Source organism: Zoogloea sp. (assembly GCF_041904905.1).
Lineage (GTDB): Bacteria > Pseudomonadota > Gammaproteobacteria > Burkholderiales > Rhodocyclaceae > Zoogloea.
Window position 1 is genome coordinate 1 of sequence record NZ_JAYRMI010000055.1, and the last position, 18,740, is coordinate 18,740.

Here is an 18,740-nt window from a genome sequence, read left to right on the forward strand (position 1 = left end):
CGTCGAGGATCGCCCGGGCGGAGTCGGCCAGCGGGTCTTGCTGGTCGTCGCCCTCGGCGAGCACGGTGTAGAAGGCGGTGATCGAGCCGCCGCCGTCCGGCCCGTTGCCGGCGCGCTCCACCAGCGCCGGCAGGCGCGCGAACACCGACGGCGGGTAGCCCCGGGTGACCGGCGGTTCGCCGATGGCCAGCGCGATCTCGCGCTGGGCCATGGCGTAGCGGGTGAGCGAATCCATGATGAGCAGCACCTGCTTGCCCTGGTCGCGGAAGTATTCGGCCACCGTGGTGGCGTAGGAGGCGCCCTGCAGGCGCATCAGCGGGCTGCAGTCGGCCGGGGCGGCGATCACCGCGGAGCGGGCGAGGCCCTCGGGGCCCAGGTTGTGCTCGATGAACTCTTTCACTTCGCGGCCCCGCTCGCCGATCAGCCCGACGACGATCACGTCGGCGGCGGTGTAGCGGGCCATCATGCCGATGAGCACCGACTTGCCCACGCCCGAGCCGGCGAACAGGCCCATCCGCTGGCCGCGGCCCACGGTGAGCAGGCCGTTGATGGCGCGGATGCCCACGTCCAGCGACTGGCTGATGGGCGCCCGCTGCAGCGGGTTGATCGGCCGCGCCTGGAGCGAGCGGCTGTGGCGCACCGCCAGCGGGCCGAGGCCGTCCAGCGGGCGGCCGGCGCCGTCGACCACCCGGCCGAGGAGTTCGTCGCCCATCGGCAGGTGCTTGGCCCGGTCGGAGGCGCGGCGGCGGGGTTCGATGCGTTCGCCGGCGATCAGCGGCGGCTGGGTGGGCTCGACCGGCAGCACCTGGGCGCCGGGGGCCAGGCCGAAGACGTCGTCGGTGGGCATCAGGAAGATCTTCTCGCCGTGGAAGCCCACCACTTCGGCTTCCACCGAGCTGCCGCCGGGCACCACGATGCGGCAGCCGGAGCCCAGCGGGAGCTTGAGCCCGGAGGCTTCCATCACCAGCCCGTTGATGCGGGTGAGCCGGCCGGAGACCTGATACGGTGCGGTGGCGCCCACCAGCTTGCGGCTGTCGGCGAGGAAGGCGCGCCAGGTTTCGGTGCCGTGGTCCATCAGGCGCCGTCTCCGTCCCAGGCCACGTTGCGGCCCAGGTTGTCCATGATGCGGCGCCAGCGGGTCTGCAGGGTGGCGTCGATCTGGCTGCCGGCGGCGTCGATGCGCACCCCGCCGCGGGCGACGGTGGCGTCTTCCACCAGCCGGTGGCCGCCGTGGGTGAGCTGTTCGCCCAGGTAGTCGCGGACCATCGCCAGATCGTCGGGGTTGAGGTGCACCATGGCGTGGGCCTGGGGCAGCTGGAGCAGGGCCTCGCGGATCAGTTCGGCGACGGATTCGGGGTGTCGGGCCAGGCTGTGGCGCACCATCTGGCGGGCCACCTCGATGGCCACCGCGAGGATCTCGTCGGCCACCTCCTGGTCGAGGCTGCTCATGGCGGCCTCGAGGTTCTGCACCAGGCCGTGGAGCTGCATCGCCTCCATCCGGCCGCGGGCGGTGGCTTCCTCGTAGCCGGCGTCGTAACCCTCCTTGCGGGCTTCCTCGTGGATGCGCTCGATCTCGTCGGCGGTGGGCAGGTGGATGTGGGGCTCGGGGAGCGGGATCTCCGGCTCGATCTCGACCGGCGCCTCGAACGCGGGTTCGGGCGGCGGCGGCTCGGGCTCGGGTTCGGCCACCTCCGCCAGGGGCTCTGCTGCCGGTACGGGGGGCGGGGCGGGCTCGTCGAAGGACGGCAGCTGCCAGCGCCGGTAGGCGCCGGACGCCTGAGTGGGGCTCATCGCGCGGCCCCGCCTTTACACGAAGGCATCGTCGCCGCCTCCGCTGGACAGGGCGATCTGGCCTTCCTCGGCCAGCCGGCGGGCCGTCTTGAGGATTTCCTTCTGCTCGGCCTCCACCTCCGACAGGCGCACCGGGCCGCGGGATTCCAGATCCTCGCGGAGCATCTCGGCGGCGCGCTGGGACATGTTCTTGAAGATCTTCTCGCGCATCTCCGGCGGCGCGCCCTTGAGGGCGATGACCAGGGAGTCGCTCTGCACTTCGCGCAGCAGGGTCTGGATGCCGCGGTCGTCGAGGTCCATGAGGTTCTCGAAGACGAACATCTCGTCGAGGATCTTCTGGGCGAGGTCCGGGTCGTATTCGCGCACGTTGTCGAGGATCGCCGTTTCGGCCGCCGAGCCGACGAAGTTGAGGATGTCGGCGGCGTGGCGCACCCCACCCATGGCGGTCTTCTTGACGGTGGTGGCGCCCGCCAGCATGCGGGTGAGGGCCTCGTTGAGTTCGCGCAGGGCGATCGGCTGCACCCCGTCGAGGGTGGCGATGCGCAGCAGCACGTCGTTGCGCAGGCGGTCGGTGAAGTGCTTGAGGATCTCGCCGGCCTGGTCGAACTCCAGGTGCACCAGGATCGTGGCGATGATCTGCGGGTGCTCGTTCTTGATGAGGTCGGCGGCGGTGGCGGCGTCCATCCACTTCAGGCTCTCGATGCCGGCGGTGTCGGAGCCCTGCAGCACGCGGCCGATCAGGTGGTTGGCGCGCTCGTCGCCCAGCGCCTTGGTGAGCATGGCCTTGATGTGCTCGTGGTCGGCCTCGATGGGCGAGCCCTTCTCGGAGAACGCGATCAACTCGTCGAGGATGGTCTCGACCCGCTCCCGGCCCTGGGCGGGCATCGCCGCCATCGAGGCGCCCAGCTTCTGGACCTCCTTCGGGCCGAGCTGCTTGAGCACTTCGGCGGCCTCGTCGGCGCCGAGGGTCAGCAGCAGCAGGGCGCTCTTCTCCAGCCCTTCATCGTTGCTGCTCATGGCTTCCCATCCACTCTTTGATCAGGTTGGCGACCATCCGCGGGTTCTCCTTGGCCAGGGCCAGGGCCTTGGCGAGCTTCTCGTCGTAGGCCAGACGGGCGGCGGCTTCCGGCGAGAGGGCCACTTCGGCGCCTTCCTCCTCGCCTTCCTCGCCCTCTTCGCCTTCCTCGCCCGCGGCGGCGGCTTCGGCGGCGGCCTCTTCTTCCTTGGTTTCCGGCTGGGGCAGCACCTGCTTCAGGAGCGGGCGGATCACCCCGAAGGCCACGAAGGCGATCACCCCGGCGATGACCAGATACTTGATGAGTTCCTTGAACAGCGCGACGTTGTCCGGGTCCTTCCAGATCGGTGTCTCGAGCTGATCCTTGTCGGAGACCACGAAGGGGCTGCTGGCCACGCTGATGGTGTCGCCGCGGTCCTTGCTGTAGCCCACCGCGTCGCGCACCAGATCCTCGACGCGCTTGCGCTCCTCGTCGGTGAGCGGCACCGGCTTGGCGACACCGTTCTTGTCCTTCTCTTCCTTCTGGTTGAGGGCCACCGCCACCGACAGCCGGCGGATCTGGCCCAGCGCCTTGCGGGTGTGCTGGATGGTCTTGTCCAGCTCGTAGTTGATGGTGGCGCTCTTGGTGGCGGACAGCGGCGGCTGCTGGTTGGGGCCGGCGGCGCCCGCCACCGGCGGGGTGGTGAGCGGCGCGGTGGCGGGCACCGGCGGCTGGTTGGTGAGCGCGCCCGGCACCCCCTGGGCGGCCTGCTCGCGGGTGGTGCTCTCGTTGCTCTGCTGGCTGCGGATCGCCTGATCGGGCGAGGGGTTGGGGCGGTAGGTCTCGGCGGTCTGCTCGGTGACGTTGAAGTCCACGTCGGCCGACACCTGGGCGCGGAAGTTGCCCTTGCCGAACAGCGGCGTGAGGATGGCGTTGATGCGCTCGATGTAGCCTTCCTCCAGCTCGCGGGTGTACTTGATCTGGGTGGCGTCGAGGGCGGTGCGCAGCGGGTCCGGCTTCTTGGTGAGGAGCGCGCCGTCCTGGTCGATCACGCTCACGTTGTCGTTGGTGAGCTGGGGCACGCTGGAGGCGATGAGGTGCACGATGCCGGCGATCTGGGCCGGGTCGAGGGCGCGGCCGGTGTGCAGGTTCACCATCACCGAGGCGGTGGGCTTCTGCTCGTCGCGCAGGAAGGCCGTCTGCTTGGGAATCGCCAGATGCACCCGCGCGCCGGCCACGCTGCCGATGGACGAGATGGTGCGCGACAGCTCGCCTTCGAGGGCGCGCTGGTAGTTGACCTGCTCGTGGAACTGGGAGAGCCCCAGCTTCTGGTTCTCCATCAGCTCGAAGCCCACCAGCCCGCCCTTCGGGATGCCCTGGGCGGCCAGGCGCAGGCGCAGGTCGTGCACGTTGGTGGCGGGCACCAGGATGGCGTTGCCGTTGTCGGAGAACTTGTAGGGGATGTTCTGCTGCTGGAGGCTGGCCACCACGGCGCCCCCGTCCTTCTCGGCCAGATTGGAGAACAGCACGGCGTAGTCCGGCTGCCGGCTCCACAGCAGCACGCCCACCACCAGCGCAATGGCGAAGGCCAGCGCGGCGCCCGCCGCGAGCTTCTGGCGCTGCGACAGATTGCGGATGTTCTCCAGCACCTGAGTGAACGGTGAGGCGGGCGGCGGTGGAGCGACGGCGGCGTCTTCTGCTGCCATGGAAACATTCCCCTCTTACGGATGCTCGCATTCTGGGCGAGGCGCAATCCGATCAAGGGCGGGATTAGCAGCAGTTTTTGCCGCCTATTTGCCGCCTTGCCTTGCCGCCGGCAGGCCTAAGCTGCGAACCGGTGAATTTCGCCCCGCGCCCTTCATGAACCTGCCCGCCACCGAAGATCGTCTCGACGCCCGCCAGCTGGCCGAAGCCTTCCGCCAGTTCAGCGAGGCGTCCGAGGCCCTGACCGGCGCCTACGCCGGCCTGCAGACCCAGGTCGGCCAGCTGACCGAACGCCTCAGCGTGCTGATGGGCGCGCTGCCGGCGGGCGTCGTGGTGCTCGACCGGGAAGGTCGTGTGGTGCAGGCCAACCGGGCGGTGGAGGCGATGTTCGGCACCGCGCTGGCCGGGGTCGACTGGGCGGATTTTGCCGCCGCCCGCCTGGTCCCCACCGAAACCCCCGGCGAGTGGCAGCTGGGCGCCGGCACCGAAACCCGCCGGCTGACCCGCGATCACGCCGCCCTCGAATCCGGCGACGGCCACATCGTGCTCCTCACCGACGTGACCGACGCCCACCGGATGCGCCTCGCCGCCGAACGCAACGAGCGCCTCGCCGCGATGGGCGAGATGGTCGCCGGGCTGGCCCACCAGCTGCGCACGCCGCTGTCCGCCGCGCTGCTCTACACCGCCAACCTGGTGCAGCAGGAGATGGGCCCGGCCGACCGGGAGCGCATCGGCAACCGGGCGATGGAGCGCCTGCGCCATCTCGAAAAGCTGATCCGCGACATGCTGCTGTTCGCCCGCGGCGAAACCCTCGGCCGCGAGCCCTTCGGCATCTGCGATCTGGTGGCCGAACTTACCCACACCCTCGAACCCCTGGCCCGCGCCAAGGGCCTCACCCTCGACGCCGCCTGCACCTGCGGCGACACCCAGGTGGTGGGCGACCGCAAGGCCATCGCCGGGGCGCTCACCAACCTGCTCGAGAACGCCGTCCAGGCGCTGGAGGCCGGCGGCGCGATCCGCTTTCAGGCCCGGCTGGACGGCGCCATGGCCCGCTTCACGGTGGCCGACAACGGCCGGGGCATCGACCCGGCACTTCAGTCGCGGCTCTTCGAGCCGTTCTTTACCACCCGGCCCGATGGAACAGGATTGGGCCTGGCGATTGCGCGGGGCGTGGCCCGGGCCCACGGGGGAGACATCGGCATCGATTCCGAACCCGGTCGTGGAACGGTGTTTTCACTGACCCTCGCCATGGGCGGCTGACGCCCTGATCGCCCAGCTGCACCCAGTTCTAGAGAGACGTCCCATGACCGAAGCCCTCAACATCCTGGTAGTCGAAGACGATGCGCCGCTGCGCGATGCCGTGTGCCTGACCCTCGAGGTTGCCGGCCACGCGGTGACCGGCGTGGGCGATGGCCCGGCGGCCCTGGCCGAGGTGGAGAAGCAGGCCTTCAACCTGGTGCTGTCCGACCTGAAGATGCAGCCGATGGACGGCCTGCAGCTGCTGGCCGAGCTGCGCCAGCGCCTGCCCCAGCTGCCCGTGCTGCTGATGACTGCCTTCGGCGACGTCGAGAAGGCCGTCGACGCCATGCGTGGCGGGGCCTGCGATTTCCTGATGAAACCCTTCGAGCCCAAGGTGCTGCTGGAGCACGTCGAACGCTACGCCGTCACCCGGCGCGACGACGACATGATCGCCGCCGACCCCCACACCCGCAAGCTGCTGGCCCTGGCCGACAAGGTGGCCGAAACCGACGCCACGGTGCTCCTCAACGGGGAATCCGGCACCGGCAAGGAAGTCTTTGCCCGCTATCTGCACGAGCATTCCCCCCGCCGCAGCGGCCCCTTCGTGGCCATCAATTGCGCGGCGATCCCCGACACGCTCCTCGAAGCCACCCTCTTCGGCCACGAGAAGGGCGCCTTCACCGGCGCCGCCAGCAGCCAGGCGGGCAAGTTCGAGCAGGCCGAGGGCGGCACCCTGCTGCTCGACGAAATCTCCGAGATGCCCCTGGGCCTGCAGGCCAAGCTGCTGCGGGTGCTGCAGGAGCGCGAGGTGGAGCGGGTGGGCGGCAAGAAGGCGATCCCGCTGGACATCCGGGTGCTCGCCACCACCAACCGGGACATGAGCAAGGAAGTGGCCGCCGGCCGTTTCCGCGAGGATCTGTTCTACCGCCTCAACGTGTTCCCGCTGGCGATCCCGTCGCTGCGCGAGCGGCCGGGCGACATCGTGCCCCTGGCCCGGCACTTCGCGCTGCTGCATGGGGTGCGCCTCAAGCGCGCGGCGCGCCTGTCGCCCGAAGCCGAGGAGGTGCTGCTCACCTACCACTGGCCCGGCAACGTGCGCGAGCTGGAGAACACCGTCCAGCGGGCGTTGATCCTCGCCAGCGGTCAGGCCGTCTCCGGCGAGACCATCCGCCTGTGCCTGCCCCACTGGAACGGCGAGCCGGTGCGGATGGCGATGCCGCCGCCGGCAGCCATGCCGGCAGTGCTTGCCGTCGAGCCGGCAAATCCTGCCGCAGACGCGGCCGCCGACGCCCGCGACGCCGCCCGGCCGGCCAACATGAAGGATCTGGAACGGGAGCACATCCTCCAGGTGCTCAAGGAGGTCGGCGGATCGCGAAAGCGAGCGGTGGCGCAGCTTGGCATCTCCGAGCGCACCCTCCGCTACAAGCTCCAGCAGTATCGGCAGGAAGGGCTGTTCAGCGGCTGAGCCCGGCTCGCGCGCTGTGGCACGTCGCTTGCTCTGCTATAGTGGAGTCAAAGGAGCAGGATCATGGATACCCGCGGAATCGATCAGATGTTGTCGGAGCTTCGCGCCACCTCGCAGGTGGCGTCGGGTAAATCCGCCCAGCCGGCCCAGGCCGCCGGCGCGGCCGATTTCGGTCAGGTGCTGCAGACTGCCATCGATCAGGTGAGTTCCGCCCAGATGCAGGCCCAGGAGATGGCCAAGGGCTTTTCGGCGGGCGATCCGAACGTCAACCTGCAGGACGTGATGGTCAATCTCCAGAAGGCCAACCTGTCCTTCCAGCAGATGGTTCAGGTGCGCAACAAGCTCGTCACGGCCTACCAGGACATCATGAACATGTCGGTGTGAGGGTGGTTCGGGTTTGAGCTCAGGTTGTTCAGGTCAATAAAACAAAAGCCGGCGAAAGCCGGCTTTTGTTTTTGCGGTGCGCCGCCGTCAGCGGATGCGCTCGCGGGCGTTGCGCTCCCGCTCGGCCTTGAGGATGTAGCGCTGGATCGTCGAGGCCATGCTGGCGGACAGCTCGGTGAACTCGCAGCCGGCGCGCAGCATGGTGCTGCCGTCGCGGTTGGTGATGCGGAAGATGTTGCGCACCCGCAGCGAGGTGACGATGGGGCCGGTTTCGGGGAGCATCAGCCGGCAGTCGCTGAGGATGGTGTCGGGCTCGAGTACCGGCTCGTTCGGCGGCAGCAGCACGGCCAGGCCGCCGCTGCTGATGTCGAGCACGGTGGCCTCCATCGACACCATCCGCTTCTCGCCGCCGCTGCTGATGGGAATCAGGCAACTGAGGCTGTGGGGGTTGGTGGCGATCAGGCGGTAGTACTCCCGGCGCTGCAGGCGCAGCAGCACGTCGGGGAGCGCCACGCGGAAGGCGGTGTGGCCCTCGAAGCCGATGCGCTGGGGACGGGCTGCGGCAAACTGGATCTTGATCTTGTCCAGCTGGGTGACGCAGATCAGCTGCTCGGCGCCATCCACCCGGGCGTTGATGGCGTCGCTGCTGGCGGCGTCCAGAACCAGGGTGTCGTCATCCGGGTTGACCGCGAGGATGGCGGTGAGGAAGGAGTCTGCGCTGGCGTCGATGAAGGCGCTGATCATCGCGCGCTTCTGCATGAGATTGCGCAGGTTGTAGAGGATGTCGGTCTTTCCGCGGAGCAGGTAGCGGGAGTGTTCGTCGGCCTGCAGGAGTTCGAACTTGAGCGGCATGATGGCAGAGGCGTTCGGCTGAGATGCCGATTCTATCAGTCAGGTGGGTAACCCCGATGGTGAAGCAATTGGCATGCCTGCAGTTTTCTGGCCGCAGAAACGATTCGGGGGACGGCGATCCGTCCCCCGAAAGGCGCGCTGAAGGCGGCGGTCAGCGCGTGGCTTCCCGCTCGATCTCTTCGAGGCTGGTGTGACGCACGTCGCGGCCCTTGACCATGTACACCACGTACTCGGCGATGTTCTTGGCGTGGTCGCCGATGCGTTCCACCGACTTGGCCACGAACATCAGCTCGATGGCCTGGGAGATCGTGCGCGGGTCTTCCATCATGTAGGTGATGAGCTGGCGCATGATGCCCTTGAACTCGGCATCCACCTCCTTGTCGTGGCGAACCACCTGGGCAGCGGCCACGGTGTCCAGGCGCGCGTAGGCGTCCAGCGCGGTGCGCAGCATGTCCACCACGGCGTCGGCGATGTGGCCGAGCCGGATCTGCGGCAGGAAGGCCGAACCGCTGCCGTGCAGCTGCTTGGCCGTCTTGGCGATCTTCTTGGCCTCGTCGCCGATCCGCTCAAGATCGGTGATGGTCTTCTGCACGGTGCTCACCATGCGCAGGTCCACCGCAGTGGGCTGGCGTTTGGCAATGACCTGGTTGCAGGCTTCGTCGAGTTCGATCTCGAGAAGATTGACCCGGTTGTCGTTTTCGATGACCTGATCGATCAGCAGGGGGTCGCCATCGGAAAGGCCTTCCATCGCCTTCACGATCTGCAACTCGACCATCCCGCCCATCTGGAGAACCCGGTTGCGGATTCCTTCCAGTTCGGCATCGAACTTCTTGGAGGTGTGCTCGTTCATTGAAAATCCCAAGGCTGGTAAGCGCGCAGATTAACAGTGCCAGATGACGTTTTTGTTTCAAGTCCGCTCGTAGGCGACCACCCCCGAGGGTGTGGCGAGGAGCAGCACGTCGGCCCCGCGGCGGGCGAACAGCCCGTTGGTGACGACCCCGACGATGCCGTCGACGGTTCGCTCGAATTCGGCCGGCTCGCGGATCTGCAGGCCGTGCACGTCGAGGATGATGTTGCCGTTGTCGGTGACGAAACCTTCGCGCCAGACCGGCCGGCCGCCCAAGGCGGTGAGCTGGCGGGCAACCTGGGCGCGGGCCATGGGAATCACCTCCACGGGCAGCGGGAAGCGACCCAGGCAATCGACCCGCTTGGTGGCGTCGCAGATGCAGACGAAGCGTTCGGCCACCGCCGCCACGATCTTCTCGCGAGTGAGGGCGCCGCCGCCGCCTTTAATCATCGCAAGGGAGGCGTCGATCTCGTCGGCGCCGTCGATGTACACCGGCATCCGCTCCACGTCGTTCAGGTCGAACAGGCGGATGCCGTGGCCGGCCAGGCGCCGGGCGGAGGCTTCGGATGAGGCGACGGCGCCAGCGATGCGGTCTTTCATCGCGGCCAGCCCGTCGATGAAGAAGTTGGCGGTGGAGCCGGTGCCGACGCCGACGATGCTGCCTTCGACCACGTAATCGAGCGCACGCAGCGCTGCCTGTTGCTTGAGTTCGTCCTGGGTCATGGTGTGAGCTGCGAAAGTGCGGAAAGCCGGATTTTAACCGGACCGGGGCTGCGTTTGCGGTTTGTCACGCCGGCGGCGTCAATCCACAAAGCCTTACACCCGGTGGGGGTGAGGGGGGTAAAGTGTTACGTCCATGCCACAAATGCCCGGTGCGCCGGGATGGCAGGATTTACCCGAATCACTCACTGAAGGAGTCTCGTTATGGGTTTGCTCGATCAACTGGCAGGTCAGGTTCTGGGGTCGCTGGCGGGCGGTGCGCAGCAGGGCGGCGGAGGGCAGGCGGCGATCCTGCAGCTGGTGATGAGCCTTCTGCAGAACGGCCAGGGCGGTCTCGGTGGTCTTGGCGACCTGCTGGGCCGCTTGAATCAGGCCGGGCTGGGTGAGCAGGCAGCGTCGTGGGTGAGCACCGGGCAGAACCTGCCGGTGAGCGCCGAGCAGATCGGCCAGATCTTCGGGGGGAGCGAGCTGGGCGACATGGCGGCCCAACTGGGGCTGCCGGCCGACCAGATCGCCGGCCAGCTGGCCAATGTGCTGCCTCAGGTGGTCGACCGCCTGACGCCCGACGGTCAGGTGCCGGCCGGCGACATCGACCTGGGCCAGGCGCTCTCGGGCCTGGTGGCGATGCTCGGCAAGTGATCGGCTGATGCAAAAAAGCCCTGCCGGACTGGCAGGGCTTTGTTCATGCCGCAGGCCCGGTGGCGACCGGGCGGGCAGGGTCGGCGCACCATTCGCTCCACGAGCCGGCATACAGGCGTGCGCCGGAGAGCCCGGCGGTTTCCATGGCCAGCAGGTTGTGGCAGGCGGTGACGCCCGAGCCGCACTGCAGCACCACGTTGTGTGCGTCGCCGCCGTTGATGAGCTTGCCGAACTCTTCCTGGAGCTGGGCGCCCGACTTGAAGCAGCCGCTGTCGTCCAGGTTGTCCTTGAAGAAGCGGTTGATGGCGCCGGGAATGTGGCCGCCCACCGGGTCGAGGGTTTCGTTCTCGCCGCGGAAGCGGTCGGGCGCCCGGGCGTCGATCAGCAGCATGGCCGGGTCGTGCAGATGACCGAGCACGTAGTCGGCGTCCACCCGCAGGCGCTTCTGGACCTGGGGCGTGAAGCGGGTGGCGGTTGCGACCGGCTGCGTGGCGACGAGGGTTTGACCGGCGGCTGTCCAGGCCTGGAGCCCGCCGTTGAGCACGGCGACCCGGTTGTGCCCGAGCCAGCGCAGCAGCCACCACAGGCGGGCGGCGAACATCCCGCCGGTGTCGTCGTAGGCGACCACCTGGGTTTCCGGGCCGACGCCGAGGCTGCCGAGCTTGTCGGCCAGAAGCTGTGGGTCGGGCAGCGGATGGCGGCCGTTGAGGCCGGAGCAGGGGCCGGAGAGGTCTTCTTCGAGATCGAGGAAGAAGGCGCCGGGCAGGTGCCCCACCGTGTAGGCTTGCCGGCCGGCGGCCGGATCGGCGAGGTTGAAGCGGCAGTCGAAGATGCGCCAGGCGGGCGTGGCCAGGGTGGCGGCTTCCTGGACGCTGACGAGCTGGGTGAAGGGTTGCGGCACGACCGGCGTCCTCAGGCCACCGGGGATTCGATGCCGGTGATCCAGGCTTCGGCGTCGTCGACATCCTCGAAGACGCGCACGTCGGCATCGACGAAGATCTTCGACAGCCAGGCGCTCCAGGTGACCCACTGGTCGTCGGTGAGGATGGCGATGCGGGCGAAGTCGTGGGCGTGGGCCCGGGCGAAGCGGATCTCCTCGAGCGCCATGTCGATGGTGAAACCGCTCATCTCCCGCAGGTCGAAGAACAGGCTCACCGGCCCTTCGAACTTGACTTTGTAATTGACGACCTCTTCGAACTCCTTGTAATCGGCGAGGGTGAACTCGCCGAAGACGGTGAGGTTGACCCGGCTTTCCTTCTGGTCGGTGGTAATCATTTCCTGGGCCCTCTTGAGGATGAACGGATGCCGGCAGTGTAGCCCCGCGCGCGGCGGGCTTCAATCGGACTCAAGCACTGGCGCGGCTCGGCGCGAGACGACGGAGATCAGCACGCCGCTGGCGATGATGGTGGCGATGCCCAGCAGCGACGCCCAGGGCAGGCGTTCGTCCCACAGGGCGACGCCGAACAGGCTCGAGAAGATCACCGTGGTGTAGGAGAGGTTGGCCGACACGACCGTCTTGCCGTAGCGGTAGGCGCGGGTCATCGCGAGCTGGGCGCAGCCGCCGAAGCCGCCCACGCCCAGGACGATCGCGGCGCTGTGGGCGTCGATGGGGTGCAGGCCACCGGAGAGCATCGCCCAGCCGAGCCCGAACAGGCTGGTGACGAAGGAGAACCACAGCACGGTGCGGGCCTCCGGCTCGCCGGCACGGCCGAGTTCGCGCACGTTGAGGTAGGCGATGCTCGCCAGCATGCCGCCGGCCATGCCCACCAGCGCGCCAAACCACCGATCCGGCTGCAGGGTGGGTTTGAGGAGCATCACCACGCCGGCGAAACCCAGGGCGATGGCGGCGAGGGCGCCGCGCCCGGGGCGCTCACCGAACCACAAAATCAGCAGCAGGGCGACGAACAGCGGGGAGGTGTAGCTGAGGGTGACCGCGGTGGCCAACGGCAGCACGCCGAGGGCAAAGAAGTAGCACATCAGCGACACGGTGCCGGAGAACCCGCGGGAGAGCTGCAGCCGCCAGTGGGGTGTGTGCCAGGACAAACCCTGCCAGCGCACCAGCGCCAGCATCATCAGCAGGCCGATGATGCCCCGGTAGAAGACCAGCTCTCCGGTGGACAGCTGCGCCGAGCCGAGCTTGACGCAGACGCCCATGCAGGCGAACAGCAGGCTGGCGACGATCATCCAGAGGGATTGCATGGCGTGGGGGGCGGGCGAAAGCGCCCGATTCTACCGGAGGCCCGCGCCAGCCTTGGGCAAGCATGTGAAAAACCCCCGGGGGCTTGCGCCCGCGGGGGTCGATCGACCAAGCGTGCCGGTGAGGGTTACCGGCGATCAAAGCTTAGTGGAACTGCTCTTCTTCGGTCGAGCCGGTGAGGGCCTTGACGGAGGAGGAGCCGCCCTGGATCACGGTGGTGACTTCGTCGAAGTAACCGGTGCCGACTTCCTGCTGGTGCGAGACGAAGGTGTAGCCCTGTTCGCGGGCGGCGAATTCGGGTTCCTGAACCATCTCGACGTAGTGCTTCATGCCTTCGCCGCGAGCGTAGGCGTGGGCGAACTTGAAGGTGTTGTACCAGTTGACGTGGATGCCAGCCAGGGTGATGAACTGGTACTTGTAGCCCAGCGCCGACAGTTCTTCCTGGAAGGAGGCGATCTGCGAGTCGTTGAGGTTCTTCTTCCAGTTGAAGGACGGCGAGCAGTTGTAGGACAGCAGCTTGCCCGGGCAGGCGGCCAGCACGGCCTGAGCGAATTCACGGGCGAAGCCGATATCGGGCACGCCGGTTTCGCACCAGACGAGGTCGGCGTACGGGGCGTAGGCCACGCCGCGGGAGATGGACTGCTCGAGACCGTTCTTGACGCGGTAGAAGCCCTCTTGGGTGCGCTCACCGGTGAGGAAGGGCTTGTCGTTCTCGTCGTAGTCGGAGGTGATGAGGTTGGCGGCTTCGGCGTCGGTACGGGCCAGGATCAGGGTCGGAACGCCCATGACGTCGGCGGCGAAACGCGCGGAGATCAGCTTCTCGACGGCTTCACGGGTCGGGACGAGCACCTTGCCACCCATGTGGCCGCACTTCTTGGCGGCAGCCAGCTGGTCTTCGAAGTGAACGCCAGCGGCACCGGCGGCGATCATGTTCTTCATCAGTTCGAAGGCGTTCAGCACGCCACCGAAACCGGCTTCGGCGTCGGCAACGATCGGCAGGAAGTAGTCGATGAAGCCTTCGTCGCCCGGGTTGATGCCACGGGACCACTGGATCTCGTCGGCACGCTTGAAGGTGTTGTTGATGCGGCGAACCATGGTCGGCACGGAGTCGTAGGCGTACAGCGACTGGTCCGGGTACATGGTTTCGGAGGTGTTGCCGTCGGCGGCAACCTGCCAGCCGGACAGATACACGGCTTCCAGGCCAGCCTTGGCCTGTTGCATGGCTTGACCGGCGGTGATCGCGCCGAAGGCGTTCACGTAGCCCTTCTTGGCGCCGCCGTTGACCTTGTCCCAGAGGACCTTGGCGCCGCGCTGGGCCAGGGTGTATTCGGGCTGCAGGGAGCCACGCAGACGGACGACGTCAGCGGCGGTGTAGCCGCGCTTGACGCCCTTCCAGCGGGGGTTTTCAGCCCAGTCTTTTTCGAGGGCGGCGATTTGCTGTTCGCGGGTCAGAGACATACGACATCCTTTACAAACATAGGGTGAAGGGAGGGGAAGCCGAGGCGCACGCTTGACCTGCTTCGGGTGCGGCGTTGCGTGACTCTTGCTCTGTCTGGTCGGGGGCGGAGCCGGTTAAAACAGGTTTCAGCCACCTCGATCAACAGGTGACAGTATAGGCAGAATTTTGCAGGGCAGCAACAGGTCTTATATAAGATATAAGAAATAAATTTCTGTTTTTAATCAGCCTGTTGCTTCCTGTTTTTTGTATCGTGAAACGACGTCGGTGCTGGTGAAATGAAAATCCGCTGCGCCGCGGCGTTCTGTTGGCGCCGATCAGAGGAGCGGGGCCTCGGAAACGATCACGCCATCCTCGTCGGCGTAGAGGTGCTGGCCCGGGGTGAAGGTGACGCCGCCGAAGGTAACCGGGATGTCCACGTCGCCAGCGCCCTTCTTGACGCTCTTCATGGGGTGGGTGCCAAGGGCGAAGACGCCAATGTCCATGCCCGCGATGGGGCCGGAGTCGCGGATGCAGCCGTACACGACGATGCCTGCCCAGTTGTTCTTGACGCCCAGCAGCGCGAGCTGATCGCCGACCATCGCGCAGCGCATCGAGCCGCCGCCGTCAACCACCAGCACCGCGCCGTTGCCGGCGGTTTCGAGGGTGCTGCGGACCAGCGAGTTGTCCTCGAAGACCTTGAGGGTGCGGATCGGGCCGGCGAAGCGGGGCTTGCCGCCAAAGCTGCGGAACATCGGCGCGACGGCGCGCACCTTGCCTTCGTTGGCGTCACAAAGATCGGTGGTCTGGAAATCCATGGCAACTCCGTGAGAATCGGGATGGGAAGGGAGGACGCGGCCCACAAAAGCACACGGGCGGCCTGGGCCGCCCGTGGGTTGTGTGCGACGCGCGCGGCGAGACTATACCGCAGCTTCGGCCATTTCCTCGAACAGCAGGAGTGCCTTGCCGTTGTCGTCGATGTCGATGGTGACGCTGCCGCCGTTGGCGAGCCGGCCGAACAGGAGTTCGTCGGCCAGCGCCGCGCGGATCGTGTCCTGGATGAGCCGCGCCATCGGACGGGCGCCCATCAGCGGATCGAAACCCTTCTGGCCGAGCCAGGTCTTGAGCTTTTCGGTGAAGTGGGCTTCGACCTTCTTCTCGTGGAGCTGGGCTTCGAGCTGCATCAGGAACTTGTCCACCACCCGGACGATGATCTCGGCGTCGAGGGACTTGAACGAGATCGTGCCGTCGAGACGGTTGCGGAACTCGGGCGAGAACATCCGCTTGATCTCCGCCATCTCATCGCCCATCTCGCGCTTGGCGGAGAAGCCGATCACCGACTTTTGCATGGTCTCGGCCCCGGCGTTGGTGGTCATGATGAGGATGGTGTTGCGGAAGTCGGCCTGGCGCCCGTTGTTGTCGGTCAGGGTGCCGTGGTCCATCACCTGCAGCAGGATGTTGTAGATGTCGGGGTGGGCCTTCTCGATCTCGTCGAGGAGCAGCACGCAGTGGGGCTTCTTGGTGATCTGCTCGGTGAGCAGGCCGCCCTGGTCGAAGCCGACGTAGCCCGGCGGCGCACCGATCAGGCGTGACACCGCGTGGCGCTCCATGTATTCGGACATGTCGAAACGCACCAGCTCGATGCCCAGGGTGTAGGCGAGCTGGCGGGCGACTTCGGTCTTGCCGACGCCGGTGGGGCCGCTGAACAGGAAGGCGCCGATGGGCTTCTGCGGGTTGCCGAGGCCGGAGCGGGACATCTTGATGGCCTTGGCCAGCGCGTCGATGGCCGCGTCCTGGCCGAAGACCACGTTCTTCAGATCGCGGTCGAGGGTCTTGAGGGCGGCGCGGTCGTCGTTGGAGACGTTGCGCGGCGGGATGCGGGCGATCTTGGCGACGATCTCCTCGATCTCGGCCTTGCCGATGAGCTTCTTCTGGCGCGACTTGGGCAGGATGCGCTGGGCGGCGCCAGCCTCGTCGATCACGTCGATGGCCTTGTCGGGCAGGTGGCGATCATTGATGTAACGGGCCGACAGCTCGGCCGCGCTCGACAGGGCGGAGGAGGAGTACTTGATGCCGTGGTGCTGCTCGAAGCGCGACTTGAGGCCTTTGAGGATCTCGACGGTTTCATCCACCGACGGCTCGACTACATCCACCTTCTGGAAGCGCCGTGACAAGGCGTGATCCTTCTCGAAGATCTGGCGGAACTCGGTGTAGGTGGTGGCGCCGATGCACTTCAACTGCCCCGACGACAAAGCCGGTTTGAGCAGATTGGAAGCATCGAGCGTGCCGCCCGACGCCGCGCCGGCGCCGATCAGGGTGTGGATCTCGTCGATGAACAGGATGGCGTTGTTGTGTTCCACCAGCTGCTTGAGCACGGCCTTCAGCCGCTGCTCGAAGTCGCCGCGATATTTGGTGCCGGCCAGCAGGGCGCCCATGTCGAGGGCGTAGACCTGGGCATCGGTCAGGATGTCGGGCACGCGGCCTTCGACGATACGGCGGGCCAGGCCTTCGGCAATGGCGGTCTTGCCGACGCCGGCCTCGCCGACCAGCAGCGGGTTGTTCTTGCGCCGCCGGCAGAGGGTCTGGATGACGCGCTCGACTTCCTTGTCACGGCCGATGAGCGGGTCGATCTTGCCCAGCAGGGCCTGCTGGTTGAGGTTCTGGGTGTAGTTGTCGAGGGCGCCGCCGGGGGAGGCGGCTTCCTGTTCCTGCTCGCCCTGTTCGGCGTCGCCAGCCGGGCGCTGCGGGCCGGCGCCCGGCTGCGGGCTCTTGGTGATGCCGTGGGAAATGAAGTTCACCACGTCGAGCCGGGAGATGTTCTGGCGCTGCAGGAAGTAGACCGCGTGGGAATCCTTCTCGCCGAAGATGGCCACCAGCACGTTGGCGCCGGTGACCTCTTTCTTGCCGGAGGACTGGACGTGAAGGATCGCCCGCTGGATCACGCGCTGGAAGCCGAGTGTGGGCTGGGTGTCGATGTCCTCGCTGCCCTCGACCTTGGGGGTGTTCTCGTTGACGAAGTTGGTCAGTTCCTTGCGCAACTCGTCGGTCTTGGCCGCGCAGGCGCGTAGCACTTCGGCAGCGGAGGGGTTGTCGAGGAGCGCGAGCAGGAGATGCTCGACGGTGATGAACTCATGGCGCTTCTGCCGTGCTTCGACAAAGGCCATGTGCAGACTGACTTCCAGCTCTTGCGCGATCATTTCAGCTTTCCTCCATGACGCATGCCAGCGGATGCTGATGCCGGCGGGCGTACGCGATGACCTGCTCGACCTTGGTGGCTGCGATGTCCCGTGGGAACACACCGCATACCCCAACGCCCTCTCTGTGGACTTTGAGCATGACCCGCGTCGCTTGTTCGCGGTCCATGGCAAAGAATTTCTGGATCACGGTCACCACGAAATCCATCGGGGTGAAATCGTCGTTGAGGAGCATGACCTTATAGAGGGGCGGCGGCTTGACCCGCGTGACCTCTGACTCAAGTACCGATTCTTCCTGCTTTTTGATGACCATGCGGATCATTCTAAACAACCTCGATGATTGTGCAAGAGAGAATTGGCACAGTTTTTTTGTCCGCTTCCCGGTGGTGCGCAGGCTCGTTTTTGGTGCGCCGCACGAAAAAAGTAAGTGACGAAAAAACAAGACTTTTGATGTTTTCGGCAGAAAAAACGGCAAAAGTAGTCGCTATTTTTGTTGTGCTGCAGCAAATTTAATGCCCGACAAATGCGTTGACGACGTGAATCAAGTCACGTAAAAGCTGAGGTGTGTTCGCGCCAAGGTTGAGGCGGCGTTCGTGCGTCGTGCGTTCAAGGCGCTGCCCTGAGTGCATGCCGCAGAAGCCCTCCCGTCCTGACCGATCGCAAACCGGAAGTCCGGATCGTGTGTTACTGAAATCAAGAAGGAACTTGCAATATGGCAACTGGTACTGTTAAGTGGTTCAACGACGCCAAGGGCTTCGGCTTCATCACGCCGGACGACGGTAGCGAAGACCTGTTTGCGCACTTCTCCGCCATCAACATGGCTGGGTTCAAGTCGCTCAAGGAGGGGGAGAAGGTTCAGTTTGAGGTCACTCAAGGTCCGAAGGGCAAGCAGGCGTCGAACATTCAGCGCGCTTGATCTTCGCGACTTTCGGGGCCTCGCCCTGGAGTCGTGATCCACGACCGCCGGCACGCTCAGGTGTGCCGGCGGTTTTGTTTTGTGCTGCCGGATCGTGGGATTTGCGTGGGCAACAAAAAACCCGCTCGAGGCGGGTTATTTGCTTTTGCTGCTTTTGCGGTGCAACAAGCGGTAATCGCGTGCCGGAAGCAATTACTTGAGTTTCACTTCCTTGTACGGCACGTGCTTGCGAGCGACGGGATCGTACTTGCTGAATTCCAGCTTGTTGGGGGTGGTGCGCTTGTTCTTGGACGTGGTGTAGAAATGCCCGGTCCCAGCGGTGGACTCGAGCTTGATCTTTTCGCGGCCGCCTTTTGCCATTT

At 66.3% G+C, this 18,740-nt stretch carries 20 protein-coding genes; 5 read left to right on the top strand and 15 right to left on the bottom strand.

From position 1 onward, the window contains the following. From ACE3N6_RS14155 to fliF, 4 genes are all read right to left on the bottom strand, one after another. The coding region (locus tag ACE3N6_RS14155) for a FliI/YscN family ATPase (RefSeq protein WP_374246425.1) at positions 1–1,075 on the bottom strand (1,075 nt) is incomplete at its 3' end. Beyond that, a complete protein-coding gene (locus ACE3N6_RS14160) occupies positions 1,075–1,791 on the bottom strand; it encodes a flagellar assembly protein FliH (RefSeq protein ID WP_374246426.1) in 717 nt (238 codons plus the stop codon). The genes ACE3N6_RS14155 and ACE3N6_RS14160, both read right to left, overlap by 1 nt. 15 nt (positions 1,792–1,806) lie before the next feature. After that, positions 1,807–2,808 carry a flagellar motor switch protein FliG gene (fliG, locus tag ACE3N6_RS14165; protein WP_374246427.1) on the bottom strand — a complete coding sequence of 334 codons (1,002 nt, stop codon included), beginning with the start codon at positions 2,806–2,808 and terminating at the stop codon, positions 1,807–1,809. Then, complete coding sequence (gene fliF, locus ACE3N6_RS14170) at positions 2,792–4,492, bottom strand: flagellar basal-body MS-ring/collar protein FliF (protein WP_374246428.1); 1,701 nt, start codon at positions 4,490–4,492, stop codon at positions 2,792–2,794. The genes fliG and fliF overlap by 17 nt, the downstream gene beginning before the upstream one ends. A 154-nt stretch (positions 4,493–4,646) precedes the next feature. Between fliF and ACE3N6_RS14175 the strand changes: the two genes are divergently transcribed. The 3 genes from ACE3N6_RS14175 (at position 4,647) to fliE (ending at position 7,578) form a co-directional block, all read left to right on the top strand. Next, the gene (locus tag ACE3N6_RS14175) at positions 4,647–5,750 is read left to right on the top strand and encodes a PAS domain-containing sensor histidine kinase (protein WP_374246429.1); all 1,104 of its coding nucleotides are present in this window, start codon (positions 4,647–4,649) and stop codon (positions 5,748–5,750) included. 43 nt (positions 5,751–5,793) lie between these two features. After that, positions 5,794–7,194, top strand: a complete 1,401-nt coding sequence (locus tag ACE3N6_RS14180; protein WP_374246430.1) for a sigma-54-dependent transcriptional regulator — start codon at positions 5,794–5,796, stop codon at positions 7,192–7,194. 63 nt (positions 7,195–7,257) lie between these two features. Further along, a complete protein-coding gene (gene fliE, locus ACE3N6_RS14185) occupies positions 7,258–7,578 on the top strand; it encodes a flagellar hook-basal body complex protein FliE (protein ID WP_374246431.1) in 321 nt (106 codons plus the stop codon). Positions 7,579–7,665: 87 nt separating this feature from the next. Here the strand turns inward: fliE and ACE3N6_RS14190 are convergent, their stop codons facing one another. From ACE3N6_RS14190 to rpiA, 3 genes are all read right to left on the bottom strand, one after another. Beyond that, positions 7,666–8,430, bottom strand: coding sequence for a flagellar brake protein (locus ACE3N6_RS14190; RefSeq protein ID WP_374246432.1), 765 nt, complete (start codon positions 8,428–8,430; stop codon positions 7,666–7,668). Positions 8,431–8,581: 151 nt separating this feature from the next. After that, positions 8,582–9,280 (bottom strand): phosphate signaling complex protein PhoU, encoded by a 699-nt coding sequence (gene phoU, locus ACE3N6_RS14195; protein WP_374246433.1) that lies wholly within the window; start codon positions 9,278–9,280, stop codon positions 8,582–8,584. A 57-nt stretch (positions 9,281–9,337) separates the two neighbouring features. After that, on the bottom strand, positions 9,338–10,000 hold the full coding sequence (gene rpiA / locus ACE3N6_RS14200; protein ID WP_374246434.1) for a ribose-5-phosphate isomerase RpiA: 663 nt from the start codon (positions 9,998–10,000) through the stop codon (positions 9,338–9,340). 201 nt (positions 10,001–10,201) lie between these two features. Here rpiA and ACE3N6_RS14205 point away from each other — a divergent pair, with 201 nt between their 5' ends. Continuing rightward, positions 10,202–10,636 (top strand): YidB family protein, encoded by a 435-nt coding sequence (locus ACE3N6_RS14205; protein WP_374246435.1) that lies wholly within the window; start codon positions 10,202–10,204, stop codon positions 10,634–10,636. Between the two features lie 43 nt (positions 10,637–10,679). On the opposite strand, the gene ACE3N6_RS14210 is transcribed toward ACE3N6_RS14205, so the two are convergent. The 7 genes from ACE3N6_RS14210 to clpS form a co-directional block, all read right to left on the bottom strand. Next, on the bottom strand, positions 10,680–11,537 hold the full coding sequence (locus ACE3N6_RS14210) for a sulfurtransferase (RefSeq protein ID WP_374246436.1): 858 nt from the start codon (positions 11,535–11,537) through the stop codon (positions 10,680–10,682). An 11-nt stretch (positions 11,538–11,548) separates the two neighbouring features. Beyond that, positions 11,549–11,911 carry an STAS/SEC14 domain-containing protein gene (locus ACE3N6_RS14215; protein ID WP_374246437.1) on the bottom strand — a complete coding sequence of 121 codons (363 nt, stop codon included), beginning with the start codon at positions 11,909–11,911 and terminating at the stop codon, positions 11,549–11,551. Between the two features lie 60 nt (positions 11,912–11,971). Then, a complete protein-coding gene (locus tag ACE3N6_RS14220; RefSeq protein ID WP_374246438.1) occupies positions 11,972–12,835 on the bottom strand; it encodes a DMT family transporter in 864 nt (287 codons plus the stop codon). A gap of 142 nt (positions 12,836–12,977) precedes the next feature. Next, positions 12,978–14,291 (bottom strand): isocitrate lyase, encoded by a 1,314-nt coding sequence (gene aceA, locus ACE3N6_RS14225; RefSeq protein WP_374246439.1) that lies wholly within the window; start codon positions 14,289–14,291, stop codon positions 12,978–12,980. Positions 14,292–14,606: 315 nt separating this feature from the next. Beyond that, the gene (rraA, locus tag ACE3N6_RS14230) at positions 14,607–15,086 is read right to left on the bottom strand and encodes a ribonuclease E activity regulator RraA (RefSeq protein WP_374246440.1); all 480 of its coding nucleotides are present in this window, start codon (positions 15,084–15,086) and stop codon (positions 14,607–14,609) included. A gap of 102 nt (positions 15,087–15,188) precedes the next feature. Further along, complete coding sequence (gene clpA / locus ACE3N6_RS14235; protein ID WP_374246441.1) at positions 15,189–17,465, bottom strand: ATP-dependent Clp protease ATP-binding subunit ClpA; 2,277 nt, start codon at positions 17,463–17,465, stop codon at positions 15,189–15,191. Position 17,466: 1 nt separating this feature from the next. Further along, positions 17,467–17,775, bottom strand: coding sequence for an ATP-dependent Clp protease adapter ClpS (clpS, locus tag ACE3N6_RS14240; protein ID WP_153161164.1), 309 nt, complete (start codon positions 17,773–17,775; stop codon positions 17,467–17,469). Between the two features lie 399 nt (positions 17,776–18,174). On the opposite strand from clpS, the gene ACE3N6_RS14245 reads away from it, so the two are divergent. Beyond that, on the top strand, positions 18,175–18,378 hold the full coding sequence (locus ACE3N6_RS14245; protein ID WP_298603546.1) for a cold-shock protein: 204 nt from the start codon (positions 18,175–18,177) through the stop codon (positions 18,376–18,378). 192 nt (positions 18,379–18,570) lie between these two features. Here ACE3N6_RS14245 and rpmG read toward each other — a convergent pair whose 3' ends face one another. Continuing rightward, on the bottom strand, positions 18,571–18,738 hold the full coding sequence (gene rpmG / locus ACE3N6_RS14250; protein ID WP_153161166.1) for a 50S ribosomal protein L33: 168 nt from the start codon (positions 18,736–18,738) through the stop codon (positions 18,571–18,573). Between the last annotated feature and the right edge of the window lie 2 nt (positions 18,739–18,740).

What these genes read in the sequence shown, in the direction of transcription:
- ACE3N6_RS14160 (WP_374246426.1), bottom strand. Translation starts at nt 1,791, where the DNA reads ATGAGCCCCACTCAGGCGTCCGGCGCCTACCGGCGCTGGCAGCTGCCG.
- fliG (WP_374246427.1), bottom strand. Translation starts at nt 2,808, where the DNA reads ATGAGCAGCAACGATGAAGGGCTGGAGAAGAGCGCCCTGCTGCTGCTG.
- fliF (WP_374246428.1), bottom strand. Translation starts at nt 4,492, where the DNA reads ATGGCAGCAGAAGACGCCGCCGTCGCTCCACCGCCGCCCGCCTCACCG.
- ACE3N6_RS14175 (WP_374246429.1), top strand. Translation starts at nt 4,647, where the DNA reads ATGAACCTGCCCGCCACCGAAGATCGTCTCGACGCCCGCCAGCTGGCC.
- ACE3N6_RS14180 (WP_374246430.1), top strand. Translation starts at nt 5,794, where the DNA reads ATGACCGAAGCCCTCAACATCCTGGTAGTCGAAGACGATGCGCCGCTG.
- fliE (WP_374246431.1), top strand. Translation starts at nt 7,258, where the DNA reads ATGGATACCCGCGGAATCGATCAGATGTTGTCGGAGCTTCGCGCCACC.
- ACE3N6_RS14190 (WP_374246432.1), bottom strand. Translation starts at nt 8,430, where the DNA reads ATGCCGCTCAAGTTCGAACTCCTGCAGGCCGACGAACACTCCCGCTAC.
- phoU (WP_374246433.1), bottom strand. Translation starts at nt 9,280, where the DNA reads ATGAACGAGCACACCTCCAAGAAGTTCGATGCCGAACTGGAAGGAATC.
- rpiA (WP_374246434.1), bottom strand. Translation starts at nt 10,000, where the DNA reads ATGACCCAGGACGAACTCAAGCAACAGGCAGCGCTGCGTGCGCTCGAT.
- ACE3N6_RS14205 (WP_374246435.1), top strand. Translation starts at nt 10,202, where the DNA reads ATGGGTTTGCTCGATCAACTGGCAGGTCAGGTTCTGGGGTCGCTGGCG.
- ACE3N6_RS14215 (WP_374246437.1), bottom strand. Translation starts at nt 11,911, where the DNA reads ATGATTACCACCGACCAGAAGGAAAGCCGGGTCAACCTCACCGTCTTC.
- ACE3N6_RS14220 (WP_374246438.1), bottom strand. Translation starts at nt 12,835, where the DNA reads ATGCAATCCCTCTGGATGATCGTCGCCAGCCTGCTGTTCGCCTGCATG.
- aceA (WP_374246439.1), bottom strand. Translation starts at nt 14,291, where the DNA reads ATGTCTCTGACCCGCGAACAGCAAATCGCCGCCCTCGAAAAAGACTGG.
- rraA (WP_374246440.1), bottom strand. Translation starts at nt 15,086, where the DNA reads ATGGATTTCCAGACCACCGATCTTTGTGACGCCAACGAAGGCAAGGTG.
- clpA (WP_374246441.1), bottom strand. Translation starts at nt 17,465, where the DNA reads ATGATCGCGCAAGAGCTGGAAGTCAGTCTGCACATGGCCTTTGTCGAA.
- clpS (WP_153161164.1), bottom strand. Translation starts at nt 17,775, where the DNA reads ATGGTCATCAAAAAGCAGGAAGAATCGGTACTTGAGTCAGAGGTCACG.
- ACE3N6_RS14245 (WP_298603546.1), top strand. Translation starts at nt 18,175, where the DNA reads ATGGCAACTGGTACTGTTAAGTGGTTCAACGACGCCAAGGGCTTCGGC.
- rpmG (WP_153161166.1), bottom strand. Translation starts at nt 18,738, where the DNA reads ATGGCAAAAGGCGGCCGCGAAAAGATCAAGCTCGAGTCCACCGCTGGG.